The sequence below is a fragment of the Halorubrum lacusprofundi ATCC 49239 genome (genome assembly GCF_000022205.1).
Lineage (GTDB): Archaea > Halobacteriota > Halobacteria > Halobacteriales > Haloferacaceae > Halorubrum > Halorubrum lacusprofundi.
On record NC_012029.1, the window covers coordinates 2,344,797 to 2,371,465 of the forward strand.

Sequence of the window (26,669 nt, forward strand, 5' to 3'; positions counted from 1 at the left end):
ACACGATGCCACGCGAACAGTACCAAACGAAACTGGAGGGGCTCCGGGACGACGTGCTCTACATGAGCGAGCTCGTCGCCGATCGGCTCCGCATGGGACTCGACGCCTTGGAGCGTCAGGACGGCGAACTGGGCGAGAAAGTCATCACCGGCGACGCGGAGATCAACGATCTCTACCTCGAACTGGAGGGGCAGTGTACGGACCTCATCGCCCTCCAGCAGCCGGTCGCGGGCGATCTGCGTTTCATCGCCGCCTCGTTCAAGATCATCACCGATCTCGAACGGATCGCCGACCTCGCGACGAACCTCGGCGAGTACGCCAAGCAGGCCGACCGAGAGGTGTTCCCCGACGTCGACGTGCAGCGCATCGGCGACGACACGCTGGCGATGCTCGACGACGCGATGGCCGCCTACGCCGAGTCGGACTCTGAGCGCTGTTTCGCGGTCGCCGAGGCGGACGACGACGTCGACGCCGCCTGTGAGGCCGCGAGCGAACTCGTCGTGCGCGACTTGATCGAACGCAACGAGCTCCGGGAGGAGACGGACCTCGAGGGAACGATGCGGAACGTCTCGCGACTCCTGCTGACAATCCGCGACCTCGAACGCGTCGGCGACCACGCGGTCAACATCGCGGCGCGCTCGCTGTACATGATCGAGAACGACGACGAGCTGCTGTACTGACCGCCGTGAACACCTACACCACCGATATCGACGTTCGATTTCGCGATATCGACGCGATGGGCCACGTCAACAACGCCGTGTATGCGACGTACATCGAGCAGGCGCGAACCGAGTACTTCCGCGATGTGCTCGACGCCGACCTCTCCGCGCTGGCGACGGTGTTGGCGTCGCTGTCGATCGACTTCCGCCGCCCGGTCGAGCTGACTGACGGGACTGTCTCCGTCGAGATCGATATCGCAGAGATGGGCACCTCCAGCGTGACGATGACCCACGAGATCCGTACCGACGGCGAGGTCGTCGCCGAGGCGGAAGCGACGCTCGTGAGCCTCGATCCGGACTCCGGCAAGCCCGCCCCGATCCCCGACGAGCACCGGTCGGACATCGAGTCGTACCACGGGCTCTGACGGCCGAAGAGTCCGCCCGTCTCCTCGCCGCTCACTGCTGTCCGCTCACCGCTGTCCGCTCACCGCCCGCCGCTATCTTCTCACCGCTCACCCGCCGGCGACACCCTACCTTCTTGCCGCCGCGTGCCGATCGGTCGGACATGGCGATTCAACTCTACGCGCTCGACGGGTGTCCGTGGTGCGAGAAGGTGTCCGACGCGCTCGACGAGGCCGGCGTCGCGTACGAGACCGAGTGGGTCGACGCGCTCCACTCCGACCGCAGTGAGGTGAAGCGAATCAGCGGTCAGCGCGGCGTCCCGGTCCTGATCGACGAGGAGCGCGGCGTGACGATGTCCGAGAGCGCGAACATCTTGGAGTACGTCGAGCGGAGCCTCGTATGACCATCTACACCGGCCGCGGCGACGAGGGCGACACCGATCTCCGGGACATGAGCCGGGTGTCGAAGGCGAGCCCCCGGATCGAGGGGTACGGGACGGTCGACGAGGCGAACGCGCTGATCGGAACGGTGCGCCCGACCGGCCACGACGACCTCGACGAGCTGCTGGAGACGGTCCAGAACCACCTCCACGTCGTGCAGGCCGACCTCGCGAACCCGGATCCTGACCCCGACGACCCCGCGATCGAGGCCGCGCACGTCGAGACGCTCGAAGCACGCATCGACGCGCTCGACGAGGAGCTGGAGCCGCTGCGCTCGTTCATTCTCCCCGGCGGCGGCGAGGCGGGCGCCCGCCTCCATCACGCCCGCACGGTGACCCGCCGAGCGGAGCGTCGAGTCGTCGAACTGGCGCGCTCGGAACCGATCAACGAGATGACCGTCACCTACCTCAACCGACTCTCCGACCTGCTGTTCACGCTCGGTCGCGTCGCGAACGCGCGCGACGGCGAACCCGAGGAGTCGCCGACCTACTGACCTCGCTCTCCTGCGCTTCTCCCGCGTTTCTCCCGCGTTTCTCTCCGATTTTTCGACGTACAGCCTCGCAAAGACGGATTCCGAACCAACGACGATGCGATCGCGTCAATCTGACCTCGATGGACCGCCACAAAGAATATATCAGTCGCATGCGAAAGGACAGATATGAGCAAGCACTTCGAAGACGCACGGTACTACCTCGGTCGCGCGGCGGAACACGCGAAGGCGGGCGTGAAAGAGGAGCTAGAGCCGGTCGAGGCTCGGGTAAAGGATCTCGTCGGCATCGTCGACGACGGGGAGCCGGAGCCCTCGCGGCTCGACCGGCTTCAGGCCGACTTGAAGAAACTGGAGGAGCGCGCGGAGGGCGAGGCCCGCGAGGCGGTGGCGGCGGCACGCGAGCGCATCGTCGAGTATCGCGGCCGCAACGTCGCCAAAGCGGAGTAGGGCAGCCGGGTCGGACACGATTTGCCGCTTTTAAACCGTGTCGTCCGTGACGGCGAGCCGCTCCGCCGCCGGCACCACGGTGTACTCGATGTCGGCGCGCTCGAACAGCCTTCTCGTCCGTGCGATCCCCGTCTCGGCGTCGACGTCGATCGCACGGTAGTGCCGGATCGGGTGCCGGATCCACGAGGGCTCCCAATGTGCGTACACGTCGGTCGTCTCGCGGTCCGGGCCGACGAACAGCGCGAGGTGGAGTTGGCGGTTGCTTGCGAGCGCCCCGTCGGGGTAGCGGACCCAGCTCGCGACCGAGGTCTCGGGCGGCATAGCGTAGTCGCGGAACTTGAGCGACGAGACGAGATTGCGGACGAATCCGAGCCGGTGGAGCCGCGCCTCGACGATCGGGTACGGCTCCCGGAGCGTGAGCGCGTACTGGTCGCGGGGCGTCTCCCGCTCCGCGTAGAGCCCGATCGCCGACAGCGGGAGGTGGAGCAGGCTCGTCGCGTGCTGACGGAGGCGTTCGAGGAACCGGAGTTCGTGAGTCACGGCGGGTCGGTTCGCGCGCTCGGCGAAAGAATCTTCGCCGTAAGGTAACTCTTAAGTCCAGAGGTCGGATACGTCGACACGAGCGGGTTGGTGGTCTAGCCAGGTTATGACGGCTCCTTCACACGGAGCAGGTCGGCGGTTCGAATCCGCCCCAACCCATTTTTGTCGATACCGCAACGACGAGCGCAGCGAGGAGTCCGTGTCGACAAAATGGTGCTGCGGATTCGAACCAGGGAACGAAGCGAGCGCCAGCGAGCGGAGTGACTGGGGTTCGAATCCGCCCCCACGTTCGTTTTCTCGACGCCGTTGAATTCCTCGACTAGCGACAGATTCCGCGTGCGTTACTACCACGATCGCGACGCTCACAACACGGTCACACCTCCCGTTCGAACTCCGGATCGAACAGCCGCGCCGACATCGGCGCCGGGTCGCTGTCGGTGAGGTTGTACGGCGAGAAGTCGGTGACGCCCGCCTCACGGAGCAGGTCCTCGTCGTAGAAGCTGTTGCCCGTACACGCTGACGGATCGCGCGAGAGGATTTCGAGCACCGCGTCGGAGACGATCTTCGGGGTGCGCCAGTCGTCCTCGGTCCCGAGCCCGAAGTAGCGGGTCGCACGGGTGTCGATGGTCGTCACCGGCCAGAACGTGTTACAGCCGACGTCGTCGCTAGCCAACTCCTCGGCGAGCGAGAGCGTAATGAACGACATTCCGAGCTTCGACCACGCGTACGGCGCCTTCCCCGGAGAGCGGTCAGTCACGACCGGCGGCGAGTTCGACAGCAGCCACGCCTCGTCGAGCCCCGCGAGGTGGTCGGCGAACGCGTGTGCGACGAGGTGGGTCCCGCGGACGTTCACCTCGGTCAGGAGGTCGAACCGATTGGCCGGCAGGTCCGCGATGTTCGCCAACTGGATGGCGCTCGCGTTGTTGATGACGATGTCCACCTCGCCGAAGTGGTCGATCGCCTCCTCGACGACCGCCTCGACGCGGGCTTCATCGCGGAGGTCGAGTTCGAGCGCGAGCGCCTCGGACCCGCGGTCGCGCACCTCGCGGGCCGTCTGCTCGATCGATCCTTCAAGATCGGAGTCGTCGTCGTCGGTTGTCTTGCCCGTCGAGACGATGTTACAGCCGTGGTCGGCGAGCGCGAGCGCGAGCCGTTTGCCGATGCCGCGGGTCGTTCCGGTGATGAACGCCGTTGAGCCTGAGAGGTCAGGATCCGCAAGTGCCATGCCCCCAGTTCGGCCGACCGAGGGATAATTCTCGGTGTCCGAGCCGCGAGGTCGGCGCTATCTGTATGGACTGTGAAGGAGAGAGCGGTTCGTCGGTGGACGCTGCCCATGTCCGTGCGTTTTGTCGGGTCGCTGTTCGAGACCGTTCTGTTGTGAGATCTACACCGTCGAGACGCGCCACGTCGTCGCGCCGGTGTACGACCACTTCTCGATCTCGAGGTCCTGTACCGAATCCTGTAGCTGCACGATCAGCGCACCGATCTCTTTCGGCGAGAGCCCCACGTCGTCGGCGATGAACTTCGCTTTGAAGTACGTCTCGCCGTCGGCCGCTTCCTCGCGCAGGAACGCGGCGAGGCGATCGGCCTTCGAGGCGGGCGATTCGGCGGATTGCTCAGTGGACTGCTCGGTCGTCTGCGCGAGAGATTGGGTGGTGCTCATGCGTTGGTGGAGGGGTTGTTGGAGGGGGTGTTGTGTTCGTGGCCGATCACGACGCACGCCATGTGGACGGCGATGAGCGCGATCGCGCTCCACGCGCCCTCGAAGCCCATCACGCCGTACGCCGCGGGGACGTACGCAAGCGGGAGGACGACCGCCGCCCAGAACGCCGCGGCGCGAACGCCCGCGATCGCTTTGTTCCAACAGGCGGTCGACACGCTGGACCCGATCTGAATCGGCGCCCGGATAGATGAGGGGGACGTTTGGCTTGACATGGGGAACACCGTCGTCGCTCGATGCATGGAGCGCCGATTGCATATAAGGGCCAGAGCGTTGGCGCGTCTTCAGCCGGATTAACGATTTTCCGCGGTGAGTTCCGAACCGTTCATCGCGTTTTTCGACCGTTTAAAACGCTTCCAGAGACCGTAATACACTTTACAAATTCTTTTCAGGCGCTTGTTTTCCAACCGAAGTCGATTCGGCAGAACGTGGAATATCTGTCGTCGCGTCGCTGTGGCAGGTCCGCGTACCGATCTGTGGTGGGTCCGGGCGTGGTCGGGAGGCGATCCGTCCTGAGCGATCCACCGTGGGTAAGCCATATTACCGTCTAGCGGGTGTGTTCTCGTATGGAATGTATGGGACGGCGCGCTCGCACGGCCCCCTGTGCGCGCGACGGCCGTCCGCCGATCGGACGGAGACGTGATCGGCCATGAGCCATCACCTTGACGAGATCGACCGTCGGATACTGCACGCGCTGATGTCCGACGCGCGGAATACGTCCGCGCCGATGATCGCGGAGGGCCTAAACGTGTCCGCGGCGACGGTCCGGAACCGCATCGAGCGGTTGGAGGAGGAGGGCGTGATCCGCGGGTACACTGCCATCGTCGACTTCGAGCAGGCCGACGGCCGCCTTACGTCGGTTTTCATGTGCACCGTTCCGGCGGACGAGCGGGAGCGGCTGGCGTTGGCGGCGCGGTCGATCCCCGGCGTGATCAACGTCCGCGTGTTGATGGCTGGGCGCCGCGATCTGCAGGTCGTCGCGGTCGGCGAGGAGACCAGCGATCTCCGGGAGATCGCCCGGGAGCTCTCGGGCCTCGACATCCGCATCGAGGACGAGGAGCTGCTCCAGACCGAACTGCACACACCGTATTCGCGATTTCTGTCAGACGACGCCGCGCACCCCGTGGTCACCGATACTGTCACCCTCGCCGACGGGACCGCCGTGATCGAGGTCTGCGTGACCGACGAGGCACCGATCGTCGGACTCACACCGACAGCGGCCCGCGAAGAAGGAATCCTCTCTGCAAACACGGTCGTGACGTCGATCGAGCGCGAGGGGTCGATCATCCATCCCGCCGACGAGACAACGATCCGTCCGAACGACGTGGTGACGGTGCTCCCGAAGGACGCGTCGGCGGAGGAGCACCTGACGGCGTTCGTCGCACCGGAGGAGGCCGCCGAGTCGTCGGCCTCCTAAGCCCTCCGTTTTTCAGCCTCGACGACCGAGTTCTCACCATGGGAGACACAATTCTCGTTCCGATCGAACTGCCGGATCCGGATCCGCTGTCGCCGGTGTTGATCGACGACCTGTCGTCGCTCGACGTCGTGGTGCTCGGTCACTACGGCCTTCCTGAACAGACGCCGGTCCGATCCGCTCGCGAGCAGTTCGGCGACGAAGCGCAGGCGACGCTCGACGAGGTTGCAAATGCGTTCGCCGAGGCGGGAGCCACCGTCAGAACGCGGTTAGTGTTCGGGAAGGACCGAACGACCGCGATTCAGCAGGTCGCCGCCGACGAGGAGTGCGCCGCGGAACTCGATCCCGCTCCGACCGACGGCATCGACCGAATTCTCGTTCCGCTTCCGGACGTGGCGGAGTTCACCCGGCTTCCGACGTTCATTCGCCTCCTCGCCGAAGACACAACACAGCGGATCACGCTGTTCCACGTCGTCGAAGGAGAGGAGTCTCGCGAACGGGGCCAGCGGATCGTTGAGGAGACCCGCGAGAAACTGATCGAGTCGGGGTTCGACCCCGAATCGGTGGACACCCGCATCACGGAGGGCGACGAGCACGACGACGAGATCCTGCGCGTGGCCGACGAGTACGACGCGGTCGTGATGTACGAGGCGGAGTCGCGGCTCGGCGATCGGGTGTTCGGTACCCTCCCTGACCGAATCGCGAACGAGACCGGAGATCCGGTGATAGTCGTCAATCGTGATTACTGACCATCCCCGGTCTTCGCTTCTCCGGGAACCGTTTCTAGATCGCCACCGAGGCCGCAATCAGGTCTCTCTCGAAAATGTGAACAGCCTCGGAAACGAACCCCGCTAAAATCGGTCTGTTCCGCCTGCCGATCGTCCGTCCGTGATTACGAGTCGTCGTCGGACTTCTTCTCGTCGACGGTCTTCTCGACCGTCTCTTCGACCTTTTTACCGACGGTTTCTTCGACCTTCTCGTCTACTGTCTCTTCGACGGTTTCCTCGACCTTCTCGCCCACCGTCTCTTCAACCGTCTTCTCAACCTTCTCGCCTACCGTCTCTTCGACCGTCTCCTCAACCTTCTCGCCTACTGTCTCTTCGACCGTCTTCTCAACCGTCTCGCCCACCGTCTCTTCAACCGTCTTCTCAACCGTTTCCTCGACCTTCTCGCCCACCGTCTCTTCAACCGTCTTCCCAACTGTCTCCTCGACTTTCCCGGTGACCTCATCGCTGACAGTGTCGCTGACCTCGTCAGCAACCTCGCTGACCTCCTTGCTGACGGTCTCGCCCACGCTCTTTTCAACCTCCTTGCTAACCGTGTCGCCAACCGTCTTTTCGACTTCCTTGTTGACGGTTTCACCCACGCTCTTCTCAACTTCCTTGTTGACGGTCTCACCCACGCTCTTCTCGACCTCCTTGCCAACCTGATCGGCGACCTCGCGGGTCATCCAGTCAGGGTCGAACCGGGCCATCTTCCAGACGACGTGGATGACGTAAGAGGCGAACACCCCGATCCCGAACGCCACCCCGATGTCGTTCACGTTGAGCGTCGCAATGAGCACGATCGATAAGGCGATCAGCGCACCGTAGGCGATGTCGGTGAGCGCGTCCACGCGGGCGGGGCTTACCATCGTCGGCCCTCCGCTGGGAATTCGACGCGTCCGTGTGTCGCTCCGCCGCCGATGCTCGCTCGTCGGCTCCATGTCGTAGTCATAAGTATACTCCTCTTTCCGCTCAGACGGGCTAAAGTTCCCGCTTCGCGGCCGCACCGGTCGCGTGATCGATCCGCACGACACGCGGAGCGGGGTCCTTTTGTGGTGGATAGCCGAACGCGGGGTATGGACATCGAGGAGGGCGGTCTCACCGTCTCCGTTCCGGAGGCCCGCGACGGGGCCAGCGAGGGCACCGGCGGCGGGGTCTTCTTCAACCCCACGCAGGAGCTGAACCGCGACGTGACTGTCGCGGTGCTTCGCGCGTACCGCGACCGCGAGCCGCGCGCGTCGTCGTACCTCGACGCGATGGCGGCCTCGGGGATTCGGGGCGTCCGCGCCGCCGCCGAGGGGTACGACACCACCTGCGCCGACGTGGACCCGGACGCCGTCGAGCTGGCCGCCGAAAACCTCGCCGCCAACGACCTCGACGGGGAGACCGTCCACCGCGACGTCAACGCCCTGCTGTACGAGAACGTCTTCGACGTCGTCGATCTGGACCCGTACGGGACGCCGATCCCCTTCGCTGACGCCGCGCTCGCGAACGCGCGCAACCTCGTCTGCGTCACCGCGACCGACACCGCGCCGCTGTGTGGCGCGCACCTGAACAGCGGGATCCGCAAGTACGGGGCGGTTCCGCGCAACACCGACTATCACCCCGAGATGGGGCTCCGGACGCTGATATCCGCGCTGGTCCGGACCGCCGCGCGCTACGACAAGGCGGCCCGCCCGATCGTCTCGCATGTCTCGCGCCATTACGCGCGAACCTACCTCGAACTGGAGTCGGGCGCCCAAGTGGCCGACGACTGCATCGACGAGCTCGGGTACATCGACAACTGTGAGGACTGCCTCTGGCGCGATCCGACCCACGGGCTGATCGCGGACCCCGTCGACACCTGCCCCGTCTGCGGGAGCGACCGCGTGCTCACCGCCGGGCCACTCTGGCTCGGCCCCGTCGCGGACCCCGATTTCGCCCGCGCGGTCCGCGAGCGCGTCACCGACGACATGGGCGAGGCGAAGCGCGCGCGGAAACTGCTTGGAACCGTCGCGCGCGAACTCGACACCCCCACGCACTACGACCAGCACCGACTGTACAAAGCGTGGGGCGAGCCCGCCATCGGGATGGACGAGTTCGTCGACCGCCTGCGGGGGGCCGGCTACGAGGCCAGTCGCGCGCACTACCGCGGCACGGCGGTCAAGAGCACGGCCTCGATCCCCGAGATGCGAGACGCGATCCTCGGTAACGAGGGCGACGCCGACGGCGACGCAGACTAATCCGCGGCGTTCGGTCGGGTGCCGACCCGGTCCCGTCGCCGTCGCGATCGGTTCGCGGCCGCGACTGGCCCGTACCTCCCCGCTCCACCCACCCGTTTTTGTTACTATCGTCCGAATCGGGATGCGTGCCCACACACTCTCTCGCCTCGATCGACACGGTTCGGCGCGTCGTTGACGTCGCGATCGACCGACAGGTGACGTTCCTTGCCGCCGCAATCGCCTATTACGCGTTCGTCTCGCTGATCCCGGCGCTCCTGCTGCTCGTCGTCGTCGCGACCGCCGTCTTCGGGGAGGCGATCGCCGTCGAGCTCCTGGCGGCGGCCGGCGACTTCCTCACGCCCGCCGGCCAGGAGGCCGTCGCCGGCGCGATCTCCTCCGCGGGTGGCCGAACCGGCGCGAGCGTGATCGGCGTCGCAGTGCTGCTCTGGTCGACGCTGAAGGTGTTCCGTGGGCTCGACACCGCGTTCGCCGAGCTGTACGGCGTCAAGGAGCCGCCAGACTTCGTGAAACAGCTCGCCGATGCCGCCTCGGTCGTCCTCGCCGTCAGCGTCGGTATCGGCGTGATGGTCGCCATCGGCGCGTTCGTCGCGGCCGCCGACGTAGTCCCGGCCGTGGAGGCGGCGAGTATCCTCGTGTTACCGGCGTTCCTCGCGGTCGTCTTCCTCCCGATGTACTACCTGCTCCCCGAGCCGGACATCGGTCTGCGAGAGGCCCTCCCCGGCGCGGCCATCGCCGCCGTCGGCTGGACGCTGCTGCAGGCCGGCTTTCAGGTGTACGCCGCGAGCGCCGGCCAGTTTCAGGTGTACGGCGTTATCGGCGGTATCTTACTGCTCGTCACGTGGCTGTACCTCGCCGCCGTCGTCGTCGTGGTCGGCGGGGTCGTCAACGTCGTCTTGGCCGGCCGCGACGAGACGGCCCCTGCAAGCGGCGCCGGCTTGGGTGGTGGGCCGGCGATCGCCGACGCCATGGACCGGCAGTTACAACACGACCGCGACCGATCCACGGGTATGAACGGTGAGTCGGACGGCGCGGGCGACGCCGGCGACGAGGAACGCCCAGCGGGGGCGCCTGACGTGGCGGCGCTACAGGAGGAGGTGAGCCGGCTACGGACGGAGTTCGACGCGTTCGAGGACGACGTCGAACGGCGTACCGTCGACAAGCCGGCCGTCGAATCGGAGCTGAAGCGGTACGTCCGCTCGCGGATGCGGCGCGGCCACGCCCGCGGCTGGGGACCGTACCTCGTGCTCCTGTACGGCACGGTGCTGATACTCGGCGCATTCTCCTTCCTCGACGGGCTCTACGCCATCGCCGCGATGCTCATCTTGGGGCTGTCGACGCTAGGACTGTACACCCTCTTTATCATCGTCGGCATCGGGCTCAACCTGCTCGAAACCCCCGGCAAAGCGCTCGATTACGCCCGCCATCGGAGCGATGACTGACTGGACGATCAGTTCGTGACCGGACTCGTCACTGCCGAGCGCGGGATCGGCGAAGTCACCCTCGTTGACGCGCTCCCGGAGCTCGTCGTCGTCGCCTTCGCTGCCGTCACCCACCTCGCGGACCCGTGGTTCCTGTTCGGGCTGCTGGCGGTCGGCTACTGGTTCGCGAGCGATCGGCTTGCGGCGTCGCCGCGCCGCGCCGGGGCGACCGCGATCGCGGCCGTCACCTGCGCGTACGCCGCCACGGCGCTCGGAAAGGCGTGGTTCGCGCTCCCTCGTCCGCCCGGCGCGATCGGCCCCGCGGACGTGCCGGCGTGGCTCCCCAGCCTGTTGTCGGCGTGGTACGAGGCGCAGGTGCTCTCCGACGGCTTCGGCTTCCCCAGCGGCCACGCCACCGGCGGCGCGGCGGCATACCTCGCGCTAGCGCTCGTGTACGATCGGGCGTGGACCGGTCAGAGACGGCTCCTCGCCGCCGTCCTTGTCGCCGTCGCCGTCGCGGCCTCGCGGGTCGTCATCGAGGTTCACTACCTCGTCGACGTGTTGGCGGGGCTGGCCGTCGGTGGCGGCGTCGTGCTCGGTGCGCTGTGGCTCGCGGGCGACCCGCGGGTTCGGCGAGGCGGTTCTGCGGAGAGCGAAGGCGGTTTCGACTCTCGCGGCGCCACCGCCGCGCTCGATCCCACGCTACCGTTCCTGCTGGCGGCGGTCGTCTCGACCGGCGCGCTGGCCGTCACCGTCGCGGGCGGGCACACCGGCGAGGTGGTCGAGGCGGGAATCGGGATCGCCACCGGCGCCGGCGGCGCGGTCGGCTGGCGACTTGTCGACGGCGACGAACCCGCGGTCCCGGTCCGGATCGCGGTCCCCGCGCTGGCCGTCACCGGCGGGCTCTGGGTGGGCGCGTACGTGTTCGCGGGATCAGTTGCGGTCACGCTGGCCGCGACGACTGCCGCCGTGGTCGCCGTCGTCGCGCTGCCCGCGCTGCCGGAGCGGATCGAGAGAATGTCGGGCGCGTGGAACTGAGCGGTTCTGCTGGGCGAGCGTCGTGGTCCCGTCTCGATCGACGGCGGGAGTGAATAGTGCAGTTCGTCGGCAGCGATACGAGATATAAATAGACGTGAGCGACAGCGACACCACTCGCTCAGTTATAAACAACCGATCTGCGTCACGCACTCGCGCTCTCGATCGACGAACGAACGCAGCGCTCCCGGGCGTCAAAAAACGAGAAAAATCGCTGCCGCAGAGAACTGTCGCCGAATCAGTCGTCTTCGAGCGCCTGCGCGATGCGCTGGAGCTGACGGGTGGCGTCGCGGACCTCATCGCGGAGCTGGCGCACCTCGCGGACGAGTTCCTCGTTGCCGGCCTGATCGCCGCGCTCCTCGCCGCGACCGCCCGCGCCGCCGGGACCGCCGCCGCCCATCCCGGGCGGGCCGCCCGCGCCGCCGGGACCGCCGCCGCCCATCATGCCGGACATCATCTGCGCGAAGGGGTTGCCGCCGCCACCGCCACCCATCCCGGGCGGGCCGCCGCCGCCACCCATCATCTCTTCGGGGTCGGGCCGGTCGCCTTCCTCGCGCTCCTGCTCGCGTCGCTCGCGGATCTCCTCGACGCGCTCGCGGAAGGATTTCTCCTCGCCGTCGTCGCCTTCGGCGTCGCCGCCCTCGGCTCCGGCGGCGCTGTCGCCCTGTTCCTCGCCGTCGTCGGCGTTAGTGGGGTCGTCGTCTGCCATGGACTTCGGTTCGGTGGCCCGGCCGAAAAGGGTTGTCGTGCCGCCCACGACGGTGCGTTTATAAGTAGGAGACGAAGACGTCGGGCTCGCTCGCCTCGACTCGATCGTTTTGATCCGATCGTACCGGTCCGCTCGTACCGGCCCGCTCGCAACACCTCACTCGTGACCGGAGACGCGGACCGGCTCGTACGGCTCTTCGAGCCACTCCATGTCGGATTTCGAGAGATCGATATCGAGCGCCTCGACCGCGTCTTCGAGGTGTTCGACGCTGGTCGTCCCGACGATGGGTGTGTCGACCCACTCTTTGTGGAACAGCCACGCCAACGCGATCTGGGCCATCTTCACGCCCTTCTCGTCGGCCAGTTCGGCGACGCGCTCGTTGACCGCCAGCCCGCCGCCCTCGCGGTAGGGGTGTTCGTAGAGGTGCTCTTCGGTCTCTCCGCGGAGCGTGGCGTCCACGTCCTCGTGCGGGCGCGTGAGGTACCCGCGCGCCAGCGGACTCCACGGCATCACGCCGATCCCCTCCTTCTGACAGAGCGGGAGGGTCTCGCGCTCCTCCTCGCGGTAGGCGAGGTTGTAGTGGTTCTGCATGGTGGCGAACCGCTCGTACCCCTCGCGGTCGCTCGTGTGCAGCGCCTCGGCGAACTGGTGGGCCCACATCGACGAGGCGCCGACGTGTCGGACCTTGCCGCGCCGCACGGCGTCGTCGAGCGCGGCCAGCGTCTCCTCGATCGGCGTGTCGTCGTCCCACCGGTGGAGCTGGTACAAGTCGATCGTCTCCATGCCCAGCCGATCGAGGCTGTGTTCGAGCTCCTGTTCGATCGCCTTCCGCGAGAGCCCGCCGGAGTTCGGGTTCGACTCGGCCATCTGGAAGTACGCCTTCGTGGCGACGACGCTCTCCTCGCGGTGGCCCTCCAGCGCCTCGCCGAGGACGCGCTCCGACTCGCCGTTCGAGTACATGTTGGCGGTGTCGAAGAAGTTCACCCCGAGTTCGAGCGCGCGCTCGACGATCGCTTTCCCCTCCTCCTCGTCGAGGACCCACTCGCGCCAATCCGAGTCGCCGAAGCTCATACAGCCGAGACAGATCTTCGAGACCGTCGTCCCGGTGCTTCCGAGCGTCGTGTACTCCATATGGCGAGCAGACAGAGGGGAAATAAAAAGGTACCCGCACCGGGCGGGTTCGCCGCGAGGGCGGCCTAGGCGTTCCGGAACGACGCGGTGTACACGAGGAACGCGCCCGTCAGAAGCACGAACGCGAGGAACGTCACGAGCGCGAGCACGTTCGCGACCGGAGCGAGCGGGTCGAGGAACGACTGCCCGGTCGAGCCGAGCACGAGCACGGCGAGGAGGGCGGCGATCAGACCGAGGAGCCAGTTCGTGAGGATATCGTCCATACCACTCCACTCACCGAGGCCGAGTAAAAAGGAGCGGGTGTTCCGGACGGCAGTCGAAACCGGCGTCCCCGTAGAGCTACGTCGGTCGCGTCCGTGTGGCATCCATGAGCGACGACTCCGTCCTCTGGTTGCTAGGAGACCAGCTCAACCCCGATCTCGACGCGCTCGCCAACGCCGACGAGGTGCTGCTGATCGAGGCGCACGGCTTCGCCGACCGGAAACCGTACCACACCCACAAGCTGACGCTCGTGTTCTCGGCGATGCGACACGCCCGCGACGCGCTCCGCGAGCGCGGCCACGACGTGACGTACCTGCGGGCCGAATCGTTCGGCGACGGGCTGGACACGTTCTTCGACGAGGAGTTCGCTGGCGAGCCGGGCGACGCCGACCTCCGGCTCATGCGCCCCGCGAGCCACGGCGCGGGCGACCGACTGCGCGAGGTCGTTGCCGAGCGCGGCGGAGCGTTGGAGCTACTGGACAACGAGCTGTTCTGGACGACGCCCGACGACTGGCGTGAGTGGACGGGTGAGTCGACGGGTGAGTCGGACGGGGAGGAGACGGAACCGGATCGTCGGCGAGGACGGGAGCGCCGACAGACGCTACCGACAGGAGAACTGGTACCGCCACGTCCGCCGCGAGACGGGCGTGCTGATGGACGGCGACGAGCCGGTCGGCGGCGAGCGGAACTACGACGACCTCAATCAGGAGACGCCGCCGGACGGCTGGGAACCACCCGAGCCGCCGCGGTTCGACCCCGACGAACTCACCCGCGAGACTCACGCGTGGGTCCGCGAGCGGTTCGACACGTGGGGAACCGACTCTCTCGACGAGTTCGCCTGGCCGGTCACCCGCGAGGAGGCGCAGACGGCGCTCGACGCGTTCGTCCGCGACCGGCTCCCGTCGTTCGGGCGGTACGAGGACGCGATGGTGACGGACGAGCCGTTCCTCTCGCATTCGCTGCTGTCGCCCGCGATCAACCTCGGACTGCTCGACCCGCGCGAGCCGGTCCGGGCAGTGGAGGCGGCATACACCGAGCGCGGCGTCGAACCGGGCGCGTACGATCCCGACGAGGACCCCGCCGCCAGCGATTCTGGGACGACGCTGGACGCGTTCGGTAAGGAGGATCCGGGCGACGGAGCCGACGACCGCGGACCCGCTCCCGTCCCCCTCAACGCGGTCGAGGGATTCGTCAGCAGGTGATCGGCTGGCGGGAGTTCACCCGACACGTCTACCGCGAGGCGATGCCGGAGCTGGCGGCGGCCAACCAACTGGACCAGTCGCGGGAGCTCCCGCCGGCCTACCGAGACGGCGACACGGACATGCGGTGTCTCTCCGAGACGGTCGGTCACGTCCGGAAGTACGGCTACGCCCACCACATCGAGCGGCTGATGGTGCTCTCGAACATGGCGCTGCTCTACGGCACCGATCCCGCCGAGCTGAACGAGTGGTTTCACCTCGGGTTCGTCGACGCCTACCACTGGGTGACGACGCCGAACGTCGTCGCGATGGGGTCGTTCGGGACGGACGTGCTCTCCTCGAAGCCGTACGCCGCATCGGGGAGCTACGTGAACCGCATGAGCGACTACTGCGCGACCTGCCCGTACGCGGTCTCACGGACCACGGGCGAGGGCGCGTGCCCGCTCAACGCGCTCTACTGAGACTTCTAAGGGAGAACGGGGAGACGCTCCGCGGAACCGGTCGGATGGGACTGATGTACTCGCACCTCGACAACAAAGCCGAGTCGGAACTGGCCGCGATCCGCGAGCGGGCGGCAGCGATCAGAGAAATGGCGGCGGATGGAGATTTATAAACGCGATTCGCCTTCGACACCCGTGTCGGATCCGCTCACTCGCCGGCGGCGATACGCTGGATCCGGGGGAGCGCCTGCTCGTAGCCGAGCGCAACGACCCCGACGTACAGCGCGAGCAGACCCATTCCGACCGCCCACGCGCCGAGCGCGAGATCGCCGGCGGTGACTGCGGTGAGCCCGAAGCGTTCCAGCACGACGCCGATCGCCGAGGCGGCGCCGGCGCCGACGACGACGGCGAGGAGTTCGATCAGTTCGACGGCGACCGCGGGTACGTCGACCATACCGGTCCGGGGTGGCCGCGAAGTATCACTCTTTCGGGAGCGGGGCCGAGGAACATTCGTCCGTCAGAGACCACAAAACGGACGGTAGCACCTACTTGAGCCCGAACGCCCGCATCGTCGAGTCGGCGACCCCCTTTGCAATCAGCGCGAGCCCGGCTAACAGAACCATGACGCCCGCACCGACGATCGGATCGTGGACGGTTAGAACCCCGACCGCGATGAGGACGATCACGACGCCGGCGATGCCTTCGGACCCGAGGGTGTCGCGCATGTCTCCGATCGCCGCCGTCGAGATTTAAAAAGGGTGTTTCCGTGCGGAGAGCGGCCCTTTTATTTCCGGGAGCGCGTATCACCGCGTACGCATGAGCAATGGAGACGGCGGCGGTCGAAACGATCTCCGGATGCCCGACGAGGACGAGGTGTTCGCGGAGGTCGTCGAGATGCTCGGCGCAAACCGGGTCCGCGTGCGCTGTGCGGACGGGAAAGAGCGGACCGCGCGCATCCCCGGGCGGATGCAGAAGCGCGTCTGGATCCGCGAGGACGACATCGTCCTCGTCGAGCCGTGGGACTGGCAAGACGAGAAGGGCGACATCGCGTGGCGCTACGAGAAGAGCGAGGCCGAACAGCTCCGGGAGGAAGGCCACCTCCAGTGAATCGGGTGCGGCGCGCCCCTCGCGATTTTTAAGTCCGAACGGTCCCGAACAGACGTATGCTCCGGCTCGCGATGACGACGGACGCCGAGACGTTCGAACGCGTGCGCGGGCCGCTCGCCGACCGCGGGATCGCGATCGATCACGTGCAGGCGAAAGAGCGGGCGCTCCGCGTCTCCGGGGGTAGGGAGCGTGAGGGTCCGTCGGACGCTGACGACGAGTTCGACGGCTTCGACGCCGGCTTCGTCTACCCCTCGCGACTTATGGAGGGCGTCGTGGTCGACGCACGGCTGTCGGTCCCGTGGGTGAACGACCGGGAGGCCGTCCTCACCTCCCGGAACAAGGCGGGCGTGCTCGCCGCGCTCGACGCCGCCGGAATTCCGACGCCGCGGACGACGCTGGTGTCGAACCCCGTCGACGAGGCGGTCGTCACCGAGGCCGTCGCGCCGTTCTCTTACCCCGTCGTCGTCAAGCCGAACTCCGCCACTCGGGGCGTGGGTGTCGCGACCGCGACCGATCTCGACTCGCTTCTGGGCGTCGTCGACTATCTCAACCTCGTCCACGACTACCGCGCGACCGGCGACAAGTCGTACCTGATTCAGGAGTTCCTCCCCGACGCGCGCGACTACCGGGCGATGGTCGTCGACGGCGCGTACGTCGGCGCGGTCGAGCGGGAACTCCCTCCGGACGCGGTCGAGGAGGGGCGGTGGAAACACAACGTCCACCGCGGCGCGGCGGCCACCGGTGTCGACCTCCCGGACCGCGCCCGCGAGTTGGCCGAGCGGACCGCGGAGGCACTCGGGATCGACTACCTCGGCGTCGACCTGCTGGAGACGGACGGACGGCTGGTCGTCAACGAGACGAACGCGCGGCCGACCGTCGACGCGGCGACGAAGTACAAGCCCGACTTCTATGACCGGCTCGCAGGGCTGATCGAGCGGACCGCCGCGGGAGAATAAAAAGGAGGCTGCGGCTACTCCAGATCGATCGAGGCGGAGTCGTCGTCGCGGTCGAACACGACCTCCAACACGCCGTTGTTGAACGTCGCGTCCGCCGAGTGCTCGTCGACCGGGACGGGCAGTTCGACGGTTTCGTCGTACTCCCGCCGATCGGACGCCGCAGAGATGGTGAGCGCCTCCCCGTCGCACTGCAGGGAGAGCTCATCCTTCGAGACGGCCGGGAGGTCGGCGACGAGTCGCACGCCGTCGTCGGTGGTGTACGCGTCCACGTGCGTCGCCGAGCCGAAGCCGGCGTCCTCGCTTCCGGGGTTCCCGTTGGCCATCTCGTTCATCATCCGTTCGATCTCCTCGAAGAAGTCGCCGAACGGATCGTCACGGTCGTCTCTATCCATACCTCACGTGAGGTCGCTGACCCCGATAAGCCTTCTGTCCACGACCGTCTTCGCCGCCGTTCGGGGTCGTGCAGGCGGTACGCGGCGACTTTGTCGATTGGCCGACACCTCCGGGATCCGCTCGGCTAGCATGTCCAGACATTGGCAAATCTGCTCGAACAAGACCAAGCCGGACGTAACGAAAACAAACGATAGTGACTGTCTCGCGTTGACTCGGTCGGATTTAAGTATCTGGGCTCGCTTTTTTCGAACATGAGTAAATCATATCTCACCGCGGATGACGACGTGAGCGACGACGAGGTCGTCCGGGTGGGCCTCAACGGCTTCGGTCGGATCGGGCGAAACGTGTTCCGTGCGGTGCTGGAGTCGCCGCGCATCGATCTCGTCGGCATCAACGACGTGATGGACTTCGACGACATGGCGTACCTCGCGAAGTACGACACCGTCATGGGGCGGCTCGACGGCGTCGAGCGCGACGGCGACGCGCTGACGATCGGCGACACCTCAGTTCCGCTGTACAACGTGCAGGACCCCGCGGACCTCCCGTGGGACGAGCTCGACGTGGACGTGGCCTTAGAGTGTACGGGCGTCTTCCGTACCCGCGAGGACGCGAGCGCGCACCTCGACGGCGGCGCAGACACCGTGATCATCTCGGCGCCCCCGAAAGGCGAGGAGCCGGTCAAACAGCTCGTCTACGGCGTCAACCACGACGAATACGAGGGCGACGACGTGATCTCGAACGCCTCCTGTACGACTAACTCCATCACGCCGGTCGCGAAGGTGCTCGACGCGGAGTTCGGCATCGACGCCGGCACCCTCACCACGGTTCACGCGTACACCGGCTCCCAGAGCCTGATCGACGGGCCGAAGGCGAAGACCCGCCGCGGTCGCGCGGCCGCCGAGAACATCGTACCGACCTCGACGGGCGCCGCGGGCGCCGCACAGGAGGTTCTCCCGCAGCTTGAGGGGAAGATCGACGGGATGGCGATGCGTGTTCCCGTCCCGTCCGGCTCGATCACCGAGTTCGTCGTCAGCCTCGATGAGAACGTCACCGCGGACGAGGTCAACGCCGCCTTCCGCGACGCCGCCGACTCCGGGCCGCTCGCGGGCGTGCTCGGCTACACCGACGACGAGGTCGTCTCCAGCGACATCGTCGGCCTCCCGTTCTCCAGCTACGTCGACCTGCAGTCGACGAACGTCATCGCCGGTGGGAAGCTCCTGAAGATCCTCACCTGGTACGACAACGAGTACGGCTTCTCGAACCGGATGCTCGACATGGCCGCGTACGTTCAGGACGAAGCGTAAGCGACTGATCGCAGCTGCGGACGGCTGGTCTGACACCCCCGGCGGCAACGTTGCCCCGGAGAACCACCGCTTAAATATCTCATCGACGACAAGTACCCATGGCCGCTTTCGACACCATCGACGACCTTCCGGCAGACTCGCGCGTCCTCGTTCGGCTCGACCTCAACTCCCCGATCGAAGACGGAAAACCGCAGGACAACCGCCGGTTCGAGCGCCACGCGGAGACGGTCCGCGAGCTCGCCGATGCGGGTCACCGCGTCGTACTCATGGCCCACCAGGGCCGTCCCGGCCGCGACGACTTCACGTCGCTTTCGGGCCACGCCGACATCCTCGCCGACCACGTCGGCCGGGACGTGGCGTTCGTGGCAGACACCTTCGGCGACGAGGCGCTGGACGCCATCGACGCGCTCGGCGCGGGCGAGGTGCTCCTCCTTGAGAACACCCGAATGTGCGACGACGAGCTTCCCGAGGCGGATCCCGAGGAGAAGGCTGAAACGGAGTTCGTTCAGACGCTCGCGCCGCAGTTCGACGCGTACGTCAACGACGCGTACTCGGCGGCCCACCGCAAGCACGCCTCGCTCGTCGGGTTTCCGCTCGTGCTCCCCGCGTACGCGGGGCGCGTGATGGAGACGGAGTACGAGGCCAACACCGCCATCGCGACCCGCGAGTTCGACGGGCCGGTGACGATGGTCGTCGGCGGGACGAAAGCGACCGACGTGATCGGCGTGATGGACGCCTTGGACGACCGGGTCGATCGCTTCCTGCTCGGCGGCGTCGCCGGCGAACTGTTCTTGCGCGCTGCCGGTCACCCGGTCGGTCACGATCTGGAGGGGACGGACCTGTTCGACGAGCAGTGGGAGGAGAATCGCGAGCTGATCGAGTCGGTGCTCGACGAGCGCGGCGACGCGATCCGGCTCGCGACCGACCTCGCGTACGAGGGTCCCGACGGCGACCGCGCGGAGGTCGCCGTCGACGACATCGACGAGAAGACGGACGGGTACCTCGATGTCGGCTCGGAGACGATCGCGGCGTACGAACCGCCGATCCACGAGTCCGACGCGGTGTTCGTGAAGGGTGCTCTCGGCGTCTTCGAGGACGAGCGGTTCGCGGACGGAACGGTGGGCGTGCTCGAAGCGATCGCCGAGACCGACTGCTTCTCGGTGGTCGGCGGCGGCGACACCTCGCGGGCGATCGAGATGTACGGGCTCGACGAGGACGACTTCTCGCACGTCTCCATCGCGGGCGGGGCGTACATCCGCGCGCTGACGGGCGAGCCGCTGCCGGCCGTGGAAGTCTTGGAGGCGGCGGCCGGACGGCAGTAGGGCGTCGGCGGGCCAGTAGACGGAACTGGAGGCGCGCGCGAGCGCAGACAGAGAGGGCAAAGCGAAAGCGCGCGCGGGCTCGAAGGAGCTACTCCTCGTTGAGGTCGAGGTCGAACTGCTCGTTTTCGGTGACGGCGTTGAGGACGACGCTGGTGTTCGACTCGCGGATGTCGGCGTCGGTGAGGATCGACTTGATCTGGGCGTTCATCCCGTCCGTGTCAGTGAACTTCCCGATGGCGATCACGTCGTAATCGCCCGTGACCTCGTAGACGCTCACCATCTGTTTCTCCTGGCGGAGCTTCTCGGTCACGTCGGGGAGCGCGCTCCCCTCGACTTTGAGCTGGAGCACCGCGGTCACGTCGTAGCCGAGCTTGTCGTAGTCGACGATCGGCGTGTACCCTCGGATCACACCCTCTTCTTCGAGATCACGGAGGTGGTTCGACACCGTCGTCACCGATACGTCGAGCTCGTCGCCGAGACTCCTGAGGCTCGCCCGTCCGTTGCTGAGAAGGGAGTTGACGAGTTTCGCGTCGAGGTTTTCGTACGTCATCACACCAATCCACGTCTTCAGGGGTTTATAATTTTACGAACGTCCAGCATTCTTGCGCGACTGGCGGTTCATGCACCAAGCGATAAGGCCTTTATACTGGCAGATAACGAATGATACGTCCAGAACATGACGGACGAACACGCGAAACCGGACGGCGGCCTCACGGCCAAAGAACAGGCGGTACTCGACGAGATCGAAGAAGAGAACGTCGATTTCCTGCGGCTCCAGTTTACCGACATCCTCGGCGTCGTGAAGAACGTCTCCGTGCCCGCTCATCAGGCGGAGAAGGCGTTCACCGAGGGGATCTACTTCGACGGCTCCTCCATCGAGGGGTTCGTGCGAATTCAGGAGTCGGACATGCGGCTCGTCCCCGACCCCGACACGTTCGCGGTGCTCCCGTGGCGCAGCGACGGCGAGGACGGCTCCGCGGCCGCTCGGATCATCTGTGACATCGTCACCACGGAAGGGGAACCGTTCGAGGGCGGCCCGCGCCAGGTGCTGAAGCGCGTCCTCTCGAAGGCCGACGACATGGGGTACACGGTCTCCATCGGACCGGAGCCGGAGTTCTTCCTCTTCAAGACGGACGACGACGGCAACGCGACGACGATCCCCCACGACAACGGCGGCTACTTCGACCTCGCGCCCAAGGATCTCGCGAGCGACGTTCGCAAGGAGATCATCTTCACGTTAGAGGAGATGGGCTTCGAGATCGAGGCGTCCCACCACGAGGTCGCGGAGGGGCAACACGAGATCAACTTCAAGTACGACGACGCGCTCACGGCCGCGGACAACATCGCGACGTTCCGCGCCGTCGTCCGCGCGGTCGCGAGCCAGCACGACCTGCACGCGACGTTCATGCCCAAGCCGATCGCCGACATCAACGGCTCTGGCATGCACAGTCACATCTCGCTGTTCGACGAGGACGGCAACGCCTTCGCCGACGACTCGGACGAGTTCAACCTGAGCGAGACCGCCTACCAGTTCATGGGCGGCATCCTGAACCACGCGAAGGCGTTCACGGCGGTCACCAACCCGACCGTGAACTCCTACAAGCGGCTGGTGCCCGGCTACGAGGCGCCCATCTACGTCGCGTGGTCCGACACGAACCGCTCGGCGCTCGTCCGCGTGCCCGACGCCGCGGGCGTCTCCGCGCGCTTCGAGGTCCGCAGCCCGGACCCGTCGTGTAACCCCTACCTCGGACTGGCGTCGATGATCGCGGCCGGCCTCCACGGCATCGAGACGGAGGCCGACCCGGGCGACCCGGTCCGCGAGGACATCTACGAGTTCGACGACGAGAAACGCCAGGAGTACGGCATCGAGACGCTACCGCCGAACCTCGGCGCCGCCGTCGAGGAGCTGGAGACTGACGAGGTCCTCCAGGACGCGCTCGGCCCGCACACCTCCGAGAAGTTCGCCGAGGCGAAGTCCCAAGAGTTCAGCGAGTACCTCACCCAGGTGTCGCAGTGGGAGGAGGACCGCTACCTGGAGACGTTCTAAGGCGACCGCGCGGTCTCGGTTCTCTCGTCCGATTTCGCTTTTCCACTCATCTCTCCGGCATCGACGTCGCGATCTGCGACGACTGTGTGAACCCGAACGAGCGATAGCGGGAGTAGATAAAACAGAGTTATCGCGCGGTCGATTATAAGTCAAGTTGCGGTGTTGCTGACGGGTATTTCTCGGTGATGCGAGAGCAAAACTCTCGCTTACAGCCGGCGCTTTGCGCCGGCGACGCCACCGCATCGTTTCTTTATAAGTATCTACTGCAGTCGCTCACGGTTTTTTAAATACTACATCGCCAGCGACGAACGTAACACTCACTCTCGCTCTCGATCGCGTTCGGACAAATCGCTATAAAAATCGCACCGCCGACCGCTCGTTACCGACGCCGGCTCGATCCGTCTAACACTCCGACCAGCCGCACGACTCGCACGTCTTGCAGCCCTCGGAGTAGTAGAGGTTCATGCCGCCGCACTCGGGACACTCGGGCGATTCGCCCGCCGCGATGAGTTCTTGCATCGCGTCGTCGGCGCCAGCCGTGTCGTCCGCGGCGTCGGGGGCGTCTGCGGTGGGAGCGTCGGCCGGACCGTCGACCGGAGCGTCGGTCTCGGTTCCGGCGTCGACCGCGCCGCCGTCGGTCTGGCTCGGCGACTCGACGGTGCTCTCCACGTCGTCGAGACTCTGCTGTTGGGGGATCCCCTTATCGACATCGTCGTCGAGGTAGCGCCGAAGCGCGGTGCCGATCGCGTCCGGGATCGACTGGATCTGCTCGCCTTTGTCCCACGCGACTTTCGGGCTCCGGGTACCCTGTAGCTCGTCGACGATCTCCTCGGGATCGACGCCCGAGCGGAGCGCCGTCGAGATGACTTTCGCGAGCGCCTCCGTGAAGGAGTTGGTGTAGCCGCCGGAGTGACCGATGTTCGCGAACAGCTCGAACGGCAGCCCGTTCTCGTCCTCGTTGATGGTGACGTACAGCTTGCCGTAGCCCGTCTCGACCCGCTGGGTGACGCCGTTCAGGGAGTCGGGGCGCGGGCTGCGCTCGCTGTAGTCGATCCGAGGCTGCTCGGTGGCTTCGAGGAGATCCGAAATCTCCGCGTCGATCGCCTGCTGGACGTCCTCGTTGTCGAGGAACGCCTCGACGCCGCCGAACACTTCGCCGATCTGCTCGACGATCGCCTCGGCCGCCTCGCTCTCGTCGGCGAACTCCGCGTTCTTCGCGCGCGTCGTGAGCACCTGCTTCGAGCGGGTTCCGTCGCGGTAGACGGTGACGCCCTTCCCGCCGTGGTCGTAGATGTAGCGGTACACCTCTTCCATCTCCTCGGCGGTGGCATCGTTCGGGAAGTTACACGTCTTCGAGATGGCGGAGTCGACGCCCTCCTGGCAGGCGCACTGGACCGACGCGTGCTGCTTGCCCGAGAGGTCGCCGGTGACGACGAACAACTCGCCGATCGCGTCCGGAACCGTCTCTAGCCCGTCTACGCCGTCGAACTCGTTCGTCGCCATCTGCTCTTGGGCCTCCTGCTTGACGGCGTCGACGTCGACGTCGTTCTCCTCTAAGGTGCGCAGGAAGTAGTCGTCGAACTCGACGAGCATCTCGTCGCCCTGCACGTCGTCGGAGACGTTCTTGTAGTAGGCGACGTTGTAGATGGGCTCACACCCGCCGGTGGTGTTGCCGATCATCGACGTCGTGCCCGTGGGCGCGATCGTCGTCGTGTTGTGGTTGCGGATCGGGAACCCGTCCTCCCACTCGTCCGCGTCGAGCCCGGTATAGTGCTCGAACCAGTCGCGGTACTCGGTGGGGTTCGCGTACTTCGACTCCTCCCAGTCGTTGAACGTCCCGCGCTCCGTCGCGAGCTCGTGGGAGGTCTGCTTCGACGCGTGGTTGATGTGCGTCATCAGCTGGCGGGCGACCTCGTTACCCGGCTCGGTGCCGTACTGGATCCCCAGCTGAATGTACAGCTGCGCGAGCCCCATGACGCCCAGTCCGATCTTCCGCATGTCGCGGACCTTCTGTTCGATCTTCTCGACCGGGAAATCCGACATCGTGACCACGTTCTCTAAGAAGCGGGTGCCGTAGTCGATCCGCTCGTCGAACTCCTCGAAGTCGATCGCCTCCTCTAAGAACGCCGACATGGCGGCCTCCTCGGTGTCGTACTCGTCGGCGTGTTCGTCGGACCAGACGCGCCAGTCCGGCGCGTCCTGCGCCGCGAGCGTCGAGAGGTTGATGTGTCCGAGGTTACAGGCCTCGTACTCCTCCAGCGGCTGCTCGCCGCAGGGGTTCGTCGCGAGGATCCGGTGGTCCGGGTGTTCTTTGGTGTCGAAGGAGTGCTCCTTGTTCACGCGTTCGAGGTAGATGACGCCCGGTTCACCGTTCTCGTGGGCACCCTCGATCATGTCGTCCCAGAGCTCGTCGGCCGGGATCGAGAGGACCTCGCCGACCTCGACGTGCTCGCCGAGGCCGAACATGTCGTAGATCTCCTTCGTCTCGGGGGTCGCGATGTGCGGCTCCTCCGTGCGCGGGTTGGTGAAGGTGAACTCCTCGTCGTTGTACAGCGCCTCCATGAAGTCGTCGGTGACGCCGACGCTGATGTTGAAGTTCGAGAGGTGGCCCTCGACCGCGTTTCGGAGGTGTTCGGGCACCTTTCCATCCTCGTCGATCAGCTCACGCGCCTCCTCCAAGGCGTCCGCGAAGGAGTTGTGCGTGAAGTCGTCGGGGTCGTTCAGGCGCAGCGAGTGAGCAAGGGAGACGTCCTTGTTCTTCGAGTGGATGAACTGGATGACGTCCGGGTGCGAGACGCGCATGACGCCCATCTGGGCCCCGCGGCGCGCGCCGCCCTGCGCGATCGTCTCGCACATCTGGTCGAACGTCCGCATGAACGTGATCGGGCCGGAGGCGATCCCGCCGGTCGAGCCGACCGCGTCGCCGTAGGGGCGGAGCTTCCAGAACGCGTACCCCATGCCGCCGCCGGACTGGAATACCTCGGCCGCCTCCTTGGCGGTCTGGTGGATGTCGGTGATGTCGTCTGCGGGAGAGTCGACGAAGCAGGCGGAGAGCTGCTGGAGCTCGTCGCCCGCGTTCATCAGCGTCGGCGAGTTCGGCATGAAGGAGAGCGACTCCATCCCGTCGCGGAACCGGTCCGCGGTCGCTTCGACGTGCTCGCGCACGCCCTCGGGCAGCTCGGGGACGACGGTGGAGTACGCGAACTTATTGACGTTGTGTGCGGTGAGCGTCGTCTCCACGTCGTCGGTCGCGGTGGTCCCGGTCCCGAACACGTCGGCGGCGAGCTCGTCGCGACGCGGGTGGTCGGGCTTCAGCTGGTCGGGCGTGACGGTGACCTCGACGCCCTGCTTCTCGGCTTCGAAGACGGCCTCCGCGAGCGCGACGTTGCGCGCGACGCGGTCGAACAGCCCCTCGGGATTCTCGATCGGCTCCCCGTCCGCGTTCTTCCGGAGGTAGCGCGCGGGCAGGATGTTGTGATAGGCGTTGGCCGTGAGACGGTCCTCTAGCGTCTCGCCCGTGGTTCGTTTGATCGGCAGTTCGACTTCGTCGGTGGCGACGTCGTCGCTGCTCATTCGACGGCCACCCCGCTCGGTTGGCGTGAGATACGGATCATCTGTAGTGTTGGTGTACTGGCGAGGCGGGCCCTTGTACGTTCGGATATTCGGACCCGACAACATCTATATGTACGATTCGTTATGCAACTTCGTTCCGCACGTCTGACGCTGAATTCGGTACGTCGGTACCGAACGGGTTCCGGACACATAAGCGTAGCCAGACCGGAGTGAAACTGATCAGCGATCGAAAAAACCGCATCAAGGAAGCTCCTCCCCACCGGAACAGAAGGGGGGGTTGTTTGATGAGACTTTTCAGGGGATGGCAGGTGTCGTCACGCTCACAGCCGCCACATCGATGCTCGATCGTCGGAGTCCGTCACAGTTCTTGCCACAGACTTGTCAGAATTCGATAACTGATCGGTCGACCGGCCGACCTCGTCCCCACAAGCTTATGCCCGACCTCACCGTGGGCCCGGACATGACCGCTTCGCTCGCCGCCTTTGCATCGTCGCTGCCGCTTCAGGCCGGACTCCTTGCCAGTCAGGCGGGACAGTTGCTCGTCGCGCTCGTCGCCGTCGCGATCATCATCGTCGTCGGCAAGTTCGTGCTGAAGCTCGCGTGGCGACTGGTCACAATCGGGATCGTCCTCGTCGCCGCGTTCTTCCTGCTGTCGACGGCGGGACTGGTTTAAAAA

29 protein-coding genes, 1 tRNA gene and 1 pseudogene are annotated in these 26,669 nt (G+C 66.1%); 18 read left to right on the top strand and 13 right to left on the bottom strand.

Going from position 1 to position 26,669, the window contains the following annotated elements:
- Window positions 1-5: 5 nt before the first annotated feature.
- From phoU to HLAC_RS11680, 5 genes are all read left to right on the top strand, one after another.
- Window positions 6-680, top strand: coding sequence for a phosphate signaling complex protein PhoU (gene phoU, locus HLAC_RS11660; protein WP_015911042.1), 675 nt, complete (start codon window positions 6-8; stop codon window positions 678-680).
- Between the two features lie 5 nt (window positions 681-685).
- The gene (locus HLAC_RS11665; RefSeq protein WP_015911043.1) at window positions 686-1,084 is read left to right on the top strand and encodes an acyl-CoA thioesterase; all 399 of its coding nucleotides are present in this window, start codon (window positions 686-688) and stop codon (window positions 1,082-1,084) included.
- Between the two features lie 140 nt (window positions 1,085-1,224).
- Window positions 1,225-1,464 (top strand): glutaredoxin family protein, encoded by a 240-nt coding sequence (locus HLAC_RS11670; RefSeq protein ID WP_015911044.1) that lies wholly within the window; start codon window positions 1,225-1,227, stop codon window positions 1,462-1,464.
- Window positions 1,461-1,994, top strand: a complete 534-nt coding sequence (locus HLAC_RS11675) for a cob(I)yrinic acid a,c-diamide adenosyltransferase (RefSeq protein ID WP_015911045.1) — start codon at window positions 1,461-1,463, stop codon at window positions 1,992-1,994. Before HLAC_RS11670 ends, HLAC_RS11675 begins: the two co-directional genes overlap by 4 nt.
- A gap of 165 nt (window positions 1,995-2,159) precedes the next feature.
- Window positions 2,160-2,438: a DUF7553 family protein gene (locus HLAC_RS11680; protein WP_015911046.1), complete on the top strand. Its 279-nt coding sequence runs from the start codon at window positions 2,160-2,162 to the stop codon at window positions 2,436-2,438.
- Between the two features lie 30 nt (window positions 2,439-2,468).
- Here HLAC_RS11680 and HLAC_RS11685 read toward each other — a convergent pair whose 3' ends face one another.
- Window positions 2,469-2,978: a hypothetical protein gene (locus tag HLAC_RS11685; protein ID WP_015911047.1), complete on the bottom strand. Its 510-nt coding sequence runs from the start codon at window positions 2,976-2,978 to the stop codon at window positions 2,469-2,471.
- Between the two features lie 84 nt (window positions 2,979-3,062).
- Here HLAC_RS11685 and HLAC_RS11690 point away from each other — a divergent pair.
- A tRNA-Val gene (locus HLAC_RS11690) sits at window positions 3,063-3,137 on the top strand.
- Window positions 3,138-3,351: 214 nt separating this feature from the next.
- Here the strand turns inward: HLAC_RS11690 and HLAC_RS11695 are convergent.
- The 3 genes from HLAC_RS11695 to HLAC_RS11705 form a co-directional block, all read right to left on the bottom strand.
- The gene (locus tag HLAC_RS11695; RefSeq protein WP_015911048.1) at window positions 3,352-4,203 is read right to left on the bottom strand and encodes an SDR family oxidoreductase; all 852 of its coding nucleotides are present in this window, start codon (window positions 4,201-4,203) and stop codon (window positions 3,352-3,354) included.
- 159 nt (window positions 4,204-4,362) lie between these two features.
- On the bottom strand, window positions 4,363-4,641 hold the full coding sequence (locus tag HLAC_RS11700; protein WP_015911049.1) for a DUF7123 family protein: 279 nt from the start codon (window positions 4,639-4,641) through the stop codon (window positions 4,363-4,365).
- The gene (locus tag HLAC_RS11705; RefSeq protein ID WP_049933747.1) at window positions 4,638-4,913 is read right to left on the bottom strand and encodes a DUF8028 family protein; all 276 of its coding nucleotides are present in this window, start codon (window positions 4,911-4,913) and stop codon (window positions 4,638-4,640) included. The genes HLAC_RS11700 and HLAC_RS11705 overlap by 4 nt, the downstream gene beginning before the upstream one ends.
- A gap of 434 nt (window positions 4,914-5,347) precedes the next feature.
- Here HLAC_RS11705 and HLAC_RS11710 point away from each other — a divergent pair, with 434 nt between their 5' ends.
- Together HLAC_RS11710 and HLAC_RS11715 are read left to right on the top strand one after the other, a co-directional pair.
- Window positions 5,348-6,115, top strand: a complete 768-nt coding sequence (locus HLAC_RS11710; RefSeq protein ID WP_015911051.1) for an Lrp/AsnC family transcriptional regulator — start codon at window positions 5,348-5,350, stop codon at window positions 6,113-6,115.
- A gap of 38 nt (window positions 6,116-6,153) precedes the next feature.
- On the top strand, window positions 6,154-6,861 hold the full coding sequence (locus tag HLAC_RS11715; protein WP_015911052.1) for a universal stress protein: 708 nt from the start codon (window positions 6,154-6,156) through the stop codon (window positions 6,859-6,861).
- 143 nt (window positions 6,862-7,004) lie between these two features.
- Here HLAC_RS11715 and HLAC_RS11720 read toward each other — a convergent pair whose 3' ends face one another.
- Window positions 7,005-7,745 carry a hypothetical protein gene (locus HLAC_RS11720; RefSeq protein ID WP_015911053.1) on the bottom strand — a complete coding sequence of 247 codons (741 nt, stop codon included), beginning with the start codon at window positions 7,743-7,745 and terminating at the stop codon, window positions 7,005-7,007.
- A gap of 207 nt (window positions 7,746-7,952) precedes the next feature.
- On the opposite strand from HLAC_RS11720, the gene HLAC_RS11725 reads away from it, so the two are divergent.
- From HLAC_RS11725 to HLAC_RS11735, 3 genes are all read left to right on the top strand, one after another.
- Window positions 7,953-9,098 (top strand): tRNA (guanine(26)-N(2))-dimethyltransferase, encoded by a 1,146-nt coding sequence (locus tag HLAC_RS11725; RefSeq protein WP_015911054.1) that lies wholly within the window; start codon window positions 7,953-7,955, stop codon window positions 9,096-9,098.
- Window positions 9,099-9,223: 125 nt separating this feature from the next.
- The gene (locus tag HLAC_RS11730; protein WP_015911055.1) at window positions 9,224-10,537 is read left to right on the top strand and encodes a YihY/virulence factor BrkB family protein; all 1,314 of its coding nucleotides are present in this window, start codon (window positions 9,224-9,226) and stop codon (window positions 10,535-10,537) included.
- A 15-nt stretch (window positions 10,538-10,552) separates the two neighbouring features.
- Window positions 10,553-11,554 (top strand): phosphatase PAP2 family protein, encoded by a 1,002-nt coding sequence (locus HLAC_RS11735; protein WP_015911056.1) that lies wholly within the window; start codon window positions 10,553-10,555, stop codon window positions 11,552-11,554.
- Window positions 11,555-11,789: 235 nt separating this feature from the next.
- Here the strand turns inward: HLAC_RS11735 and HLAC_RS11740 are convergent, their stop codons facing one another.
- The 3 genes from HLAC_RS11740 to HLAC_RS11750 all read right to left on the bottom strand — a co-directional run bounded on the left by HLAC_RS11740 (window position 11,790) and on the right by HLAC_RS11750 (window position 13,654).
- Window positions 11,790-12,260: a hypothetical protein gene (locus HLAC_RS11740; protein ID WP_015911057.1), complete on the bottom strand. Its 471-nt coding sequence runs from the start codon at window positions 12,258-12,260 to the stop codon at window positions 11,790-11,792.
- A 156-nt stretch (window positions 12,261-12,416) separates the two neighbouring features.
- On the bottom strand, window positions 12,417-13,391 hold the full coding sequence (locus tag HLAC_RS11745; protein ID WP_015911058.1) for an aldo/keto reductase: 975 nt from the start codon (window positions 13,389-13,391) through the stop codon (window positions 12,417-12,419).
- A gap of 65 nt (window positions 13,392-13,456) precedes the next feature.
- The gene (locus HLAC_RS11750) at window positions 13,457-13,654 is read right to left on the bottom strand and encodes a hypothetical protein (protein WP_015911059.1); all 198 of its coding nucleotides are present in this window, start codon (window positions 13,652-13,654) and stop codon (window positions 13,457-13,459) included.
- Between the two features lie 104 nt (window positions 13,655-13,758).
- On the opposite strand from HLAC_RS11750, the pseudogene HLAC_RS11755 reads away from it, so the two are divergent.
- A pseudogene (locus HLAC_RS11755) lies at window positions 13,759-15,464 on the top strand (cryptochrome/photolyase family protein).
- 35 nt (window positions 15,465-15,499) lie between these two features.
- Here HLAC_RS11755 and HLAC_RS11760 read toward each other — a convergent pair.
- Both HLAC_RS11760 and HLAC_RS11765 read right to left on the bottom strand, forming a co-directional pair.
- On the bottom strand, window positions 15,500-15,745 hold the full coding sequence (locus tag HLAC_RS11760) for a DUF8151 family protein (RefSeq protein WP_015911061.1): 246 nt from the start codon (window positions 15,743-15,745) through the stop codon (window positions 15,500-15,502).
- Between the two features lie 91 nt (window positions 15,746-15,836).
- On the bottom strand, window positions 15,837-16,016 hold the full coding sequence (locus tag HLAC_RS11765; RefSeq protein WP_015911062.1) for a DUF7470 family protein: 180 nt from the start codon (window positions 16,014-16,016) through the stop codon (window positions 15,837-15,839).
- Between the two features lie 91 nt (window positions 16,017-16,107).
- On the opposite strand from HLAC_RS11765, the gene eif1A reads away from it, so the two are divergent.
- Both eif1A and HLAC_RS11775 read left to right on the top strand, forming a co-directional pair.
- A complete protein-coding gene (gene eif1A / locus HLAC_RS11770) occupies window positions 16,108-16,398 on the top strand; it encodes a translation initiation factor eIF-1A (RefSeq protein ID WP_015911063.1) in 291 nt (96 codons plus the stop codon).
- A gap of 56 nt (window positions 16,399-16,454) precedes the next feature.
- Entirely contained in the window at window positions 16,455-17,354 is a 900-nt protein-coding gene (locus HLAC_RS11775) for an ATP-grasp domain-containing protein (RefSeq protein ID WP_015911064.1), read from the top strand.
- 14 nt (window positions 17,355-17,368) lie between these two features.
- Here the strand turns inward: HLAC_RS11775 and HLAC_RS11780 are convergent, their stop codons facing one another.
- Window positions 17,369-17,746 carry an Hsp20/alpha crystallin family protein gene (locus tag HLAC_RS11780; RefSeq protein WP_015911065.1) on the bottom strand — a complete coding sequence of 126 codons (378 nt, stop codon included), beginning with the start codon at window positions 17,744-17,746 and terminating at the stop codon, window positions 17,369-17,371.
- Between the two features lie 252 nt (window positions 17,747-17,998).
- Here HLAC_RS11780 and gap point away from each other — a divergent pair, with 252 nt between their 5' ends.
- Together gap and HLAC_RS11790 are read left to right on the top strand one after the other, a co-directional pair.
- On the top strand, window positions 17,999-19,051 hold the full coding sequence (gene gap / locus HLAC_RS11785) for a type I glyceraldehyde-3-phosphate dehydrogenase (protein WP_015911066.1): 1,053 nt from the start codon (window positions 17,999-18,001) through the stop codon (window positions 19,049-19,051).
- 98 nt (window positions 19,052-19,149) lie between these two features.
- A complete protein-coding gene (locus tag HLAC_RS11790) occupies window positions 19,150-20,373 on the top strand; it encodes a phosphoglycerate kinase (protein ID WP_015911067.1) in 1,224 nt (407 codons plus the stop codon).
- Between the two features lie 88 nt (window positions 20,374-20,461).
- Here the strand turns inward: HLAC_RS11790 and lrp are convergent, their stop codons facing one another.
- Window positions 20,462-20,923: an HTH-type transcriptional regulator Lrp gene (lrp, locus tag HLAC_RS11795; protein ID WP_015911068.1), complete on the bottom strand. Its 462-nt coding sequence runs from the start codon at window positions 20,921-20,923 to the stop codon at window positions 20,462-20,464.
- A 126-nt stretch (window positions 20,924-21,049) separates the two neighbouring features.
- Between lrp and glnA the strand changes: the two genes are divergently transcribed.
- Window positions 21,050-22,420 (top strand): type I glutamate--ammonia ligase, encoded by a 1,371-nt coding sequence (glnA, locus tag HLAC_RS11800; protein WP_015911069.1) that lies wholly within the window; start codon window positions 21,050-21,052, stop codon window positions 22,418-22,420.
- A gap of 402 nt (window positions 22,421-22,822) precedes the next feature.
- Here the strand turns inward: glnA and HLAC_RS11805 are convergent, their stop codons facing one another.
- On the bottom strand, window positions 22,823-25,993 hold the full coding sequence (locus tag HLAC_RS11805; RefSeq protein WP_015911070.1) for an adenosylcobalamin-dependent ribonucleoside-diphosphate reductase: 3,171 nt from the start codon (window positions 25,991-25,993) through the stop codon (window positions 22,823-22,825).
- A gap of 433 nt (window positions 25,994-26,426) precedes the next feature.
- Between HLAC_RS11805 and HLAC_RS11810 the strand changes: the two genes are divergently transcribed.
- Complete coding sequence (locus HLAC_RS11810; RefSeq protein WP_015911071.1) at window positions 26,427-26,666, top strand: DUF8029 family protein; 240 nt, start codon at window positions 26,427-26,429, stop codon at window positions 26,664-26,666.
- The last annotated feature ends 3 nt before the right edge of the window (window positions 26,667-26,669 follow it).

Coding starts and splice junctions, on each gene's coding strand:
- phoU (WP_015911042.1), top strand. CDS start 6: ATGCCACGCGAACAGTACCAAACGAAACTGGAGGGGCTCCGGGACGAC.
- HLAC_RS11670 (WP_015911044.1), top strand. CDS start 1,225: ATGGCGATTCAACTCTACGCGCTCGACGGGTGTCCGTGGTGCGAGAAG.
- HLAC_RS11675 (WP_015911045.1), top strand. CDS start 1,461: ATGACCATCTACACCGGCCGCGGCGACGAGGGCGACACCGATCTCCGG.
- HLAC_RS11680 (WP_015911046.1), top strand. CDS start 2,160: ATGAGCAAGCACTTCGAAGACGCACGGTACTACCTCGGTCGCGCGGCG.
- HLAC_RS11695 (WP_015911048.1), bottom strand. CDS start 4,203: ATGGCACTTGCGGATCCTGACCTCTCAGGCTCAACGGCGTTCATCACC.
- HLAC_RS11700 (WP_015911049.1), bottom strand. CDS start 4,641: ATGAGCACCACCCAATCTCTCGCGCAGACGACCGAGCAGTCCACTGAG.
- HLAC_RS11705 (WP_049933747.1), bottom strand. CDS start 4,913: ATGTCAAGCCAAACGTCCCCCTCATCTATCCGGGCGCCGATTCAGATC.
- HLAC_RS11710 (WP_015911051.1), top strand. CDS start 5,348: ATGAGCCATCACCTTGACGAGATCGACCGTCGGATACTGCACGCGCTG.
- HLAC_RS11715 (WP_015911052.1), top strand. CDS start 6,154: ATGGGAGACACAATTCTCGTTCCGATCGAACTGCCGGATCCGGATCCG.
- HLAC_RS11720 (WP_015911053.1), bottom strand. CDS start 7,745: ATGGTAAGCCCCGCCCGCGTGGACGCGCTCACCGACATCGCCTACGGT.
- HLAC_RS11725 (WP_015911054.1), top strand. CDS start 7,953: ATGGACATCGAGGAGGGCGGTCTCACCGTCTCCGTTCCGGAGGCCCGC.
- HLAC_RS11740 (WP_015911057.1), bottom strand. CDS start 12,260: ATGGCAGACGACGACCCCACTAACGCCGACGACGGCGAGGAACAGGGC.
- HLAC_RS11745 (WP_015911058.1), bottom strand. CDS start 13,391: ATGGAGTACACGACGCTCGGAAGCACCGGGACGACGGTCTCGAAGATC.
- HLAC_RS11750 (WP_015911059.1), bottom strand. CDS start 13,654: ATGGACGATATCCTCACGAACTGGCTCCTCGGTCTGATCGCCGCCCTC.
- HLAC_RS11760 (WP_015911061.1), bottom strand. CDS start 15,745: ATGGTCGACGTACCCGCGGTCGCCGTCGAACTGATCGAACTCCTCGCC.
- HLAC_RS11765 (WP_015911062.1), bottom strand. CDS start 16,016: ATGCGCGACACCCTCGGGTCCGAAGGCATCGCCGGCGTCGTGATCGTC.
- eif1A (WP_015911063.1), top strand. CDS start 16,108: ATGAGCAATGGAGACGGCGGCGGTCGAAACGATCTCCGGATGCCCGAC.
- HLAC_RS11775 (WP_015911064.1), top strand. CDS start 16,455: ATGCTCCGGCTCGCGATGACGACGGACGCCGAGACGTTCGAACGCGTG.
- HLAC_RS11780 (WP_015911065.1), bottom strand. CDS start 17,746: ATGGATAGAGACGACCGTGACGATCCGTTCGGCGACTTCTTCGAGGAG.
- gap (WP_015911066.1), top strand. CDS start 17,999: ATGAGTAAATCATATCTCACCGCGGATGACGACGTGAGCGACGACGAG.
- HLAC_RS11790 (WP_015911067.1), top strand. CDS start 19,150: ATGGCCGCTTTCGACACCATCGACGACCTTCCGGCAGACTCGCGCGTC.
- lrp (WP_015911068.1), bottom strand. CDS start 20,923: ATGACGTACGAAAACCTCGACGCGAAACTCGTCAACTCCCTTCTCAGC.
- glnA (WP_015911069.1), top strand. CDS start 21,050: ATGACGGACGAACACGCGAAACCGGACGGCGGCCTCACGGCCAAAGAA.
- HLAC_RS11805 (WP_015911070.1), bottom strand. CDS start 25,993: ATGAGCAGCGACGACGTCGCCACCGACGAAGTCGAACTGCCGATCAAA.
- HLAC_RS11810 (WP_015911071.1), top strand. CDS start 26,427: ATGCCCGACCTCACCGTGGGCCCGGACATGACCGCTTCGCTCGCCGCC.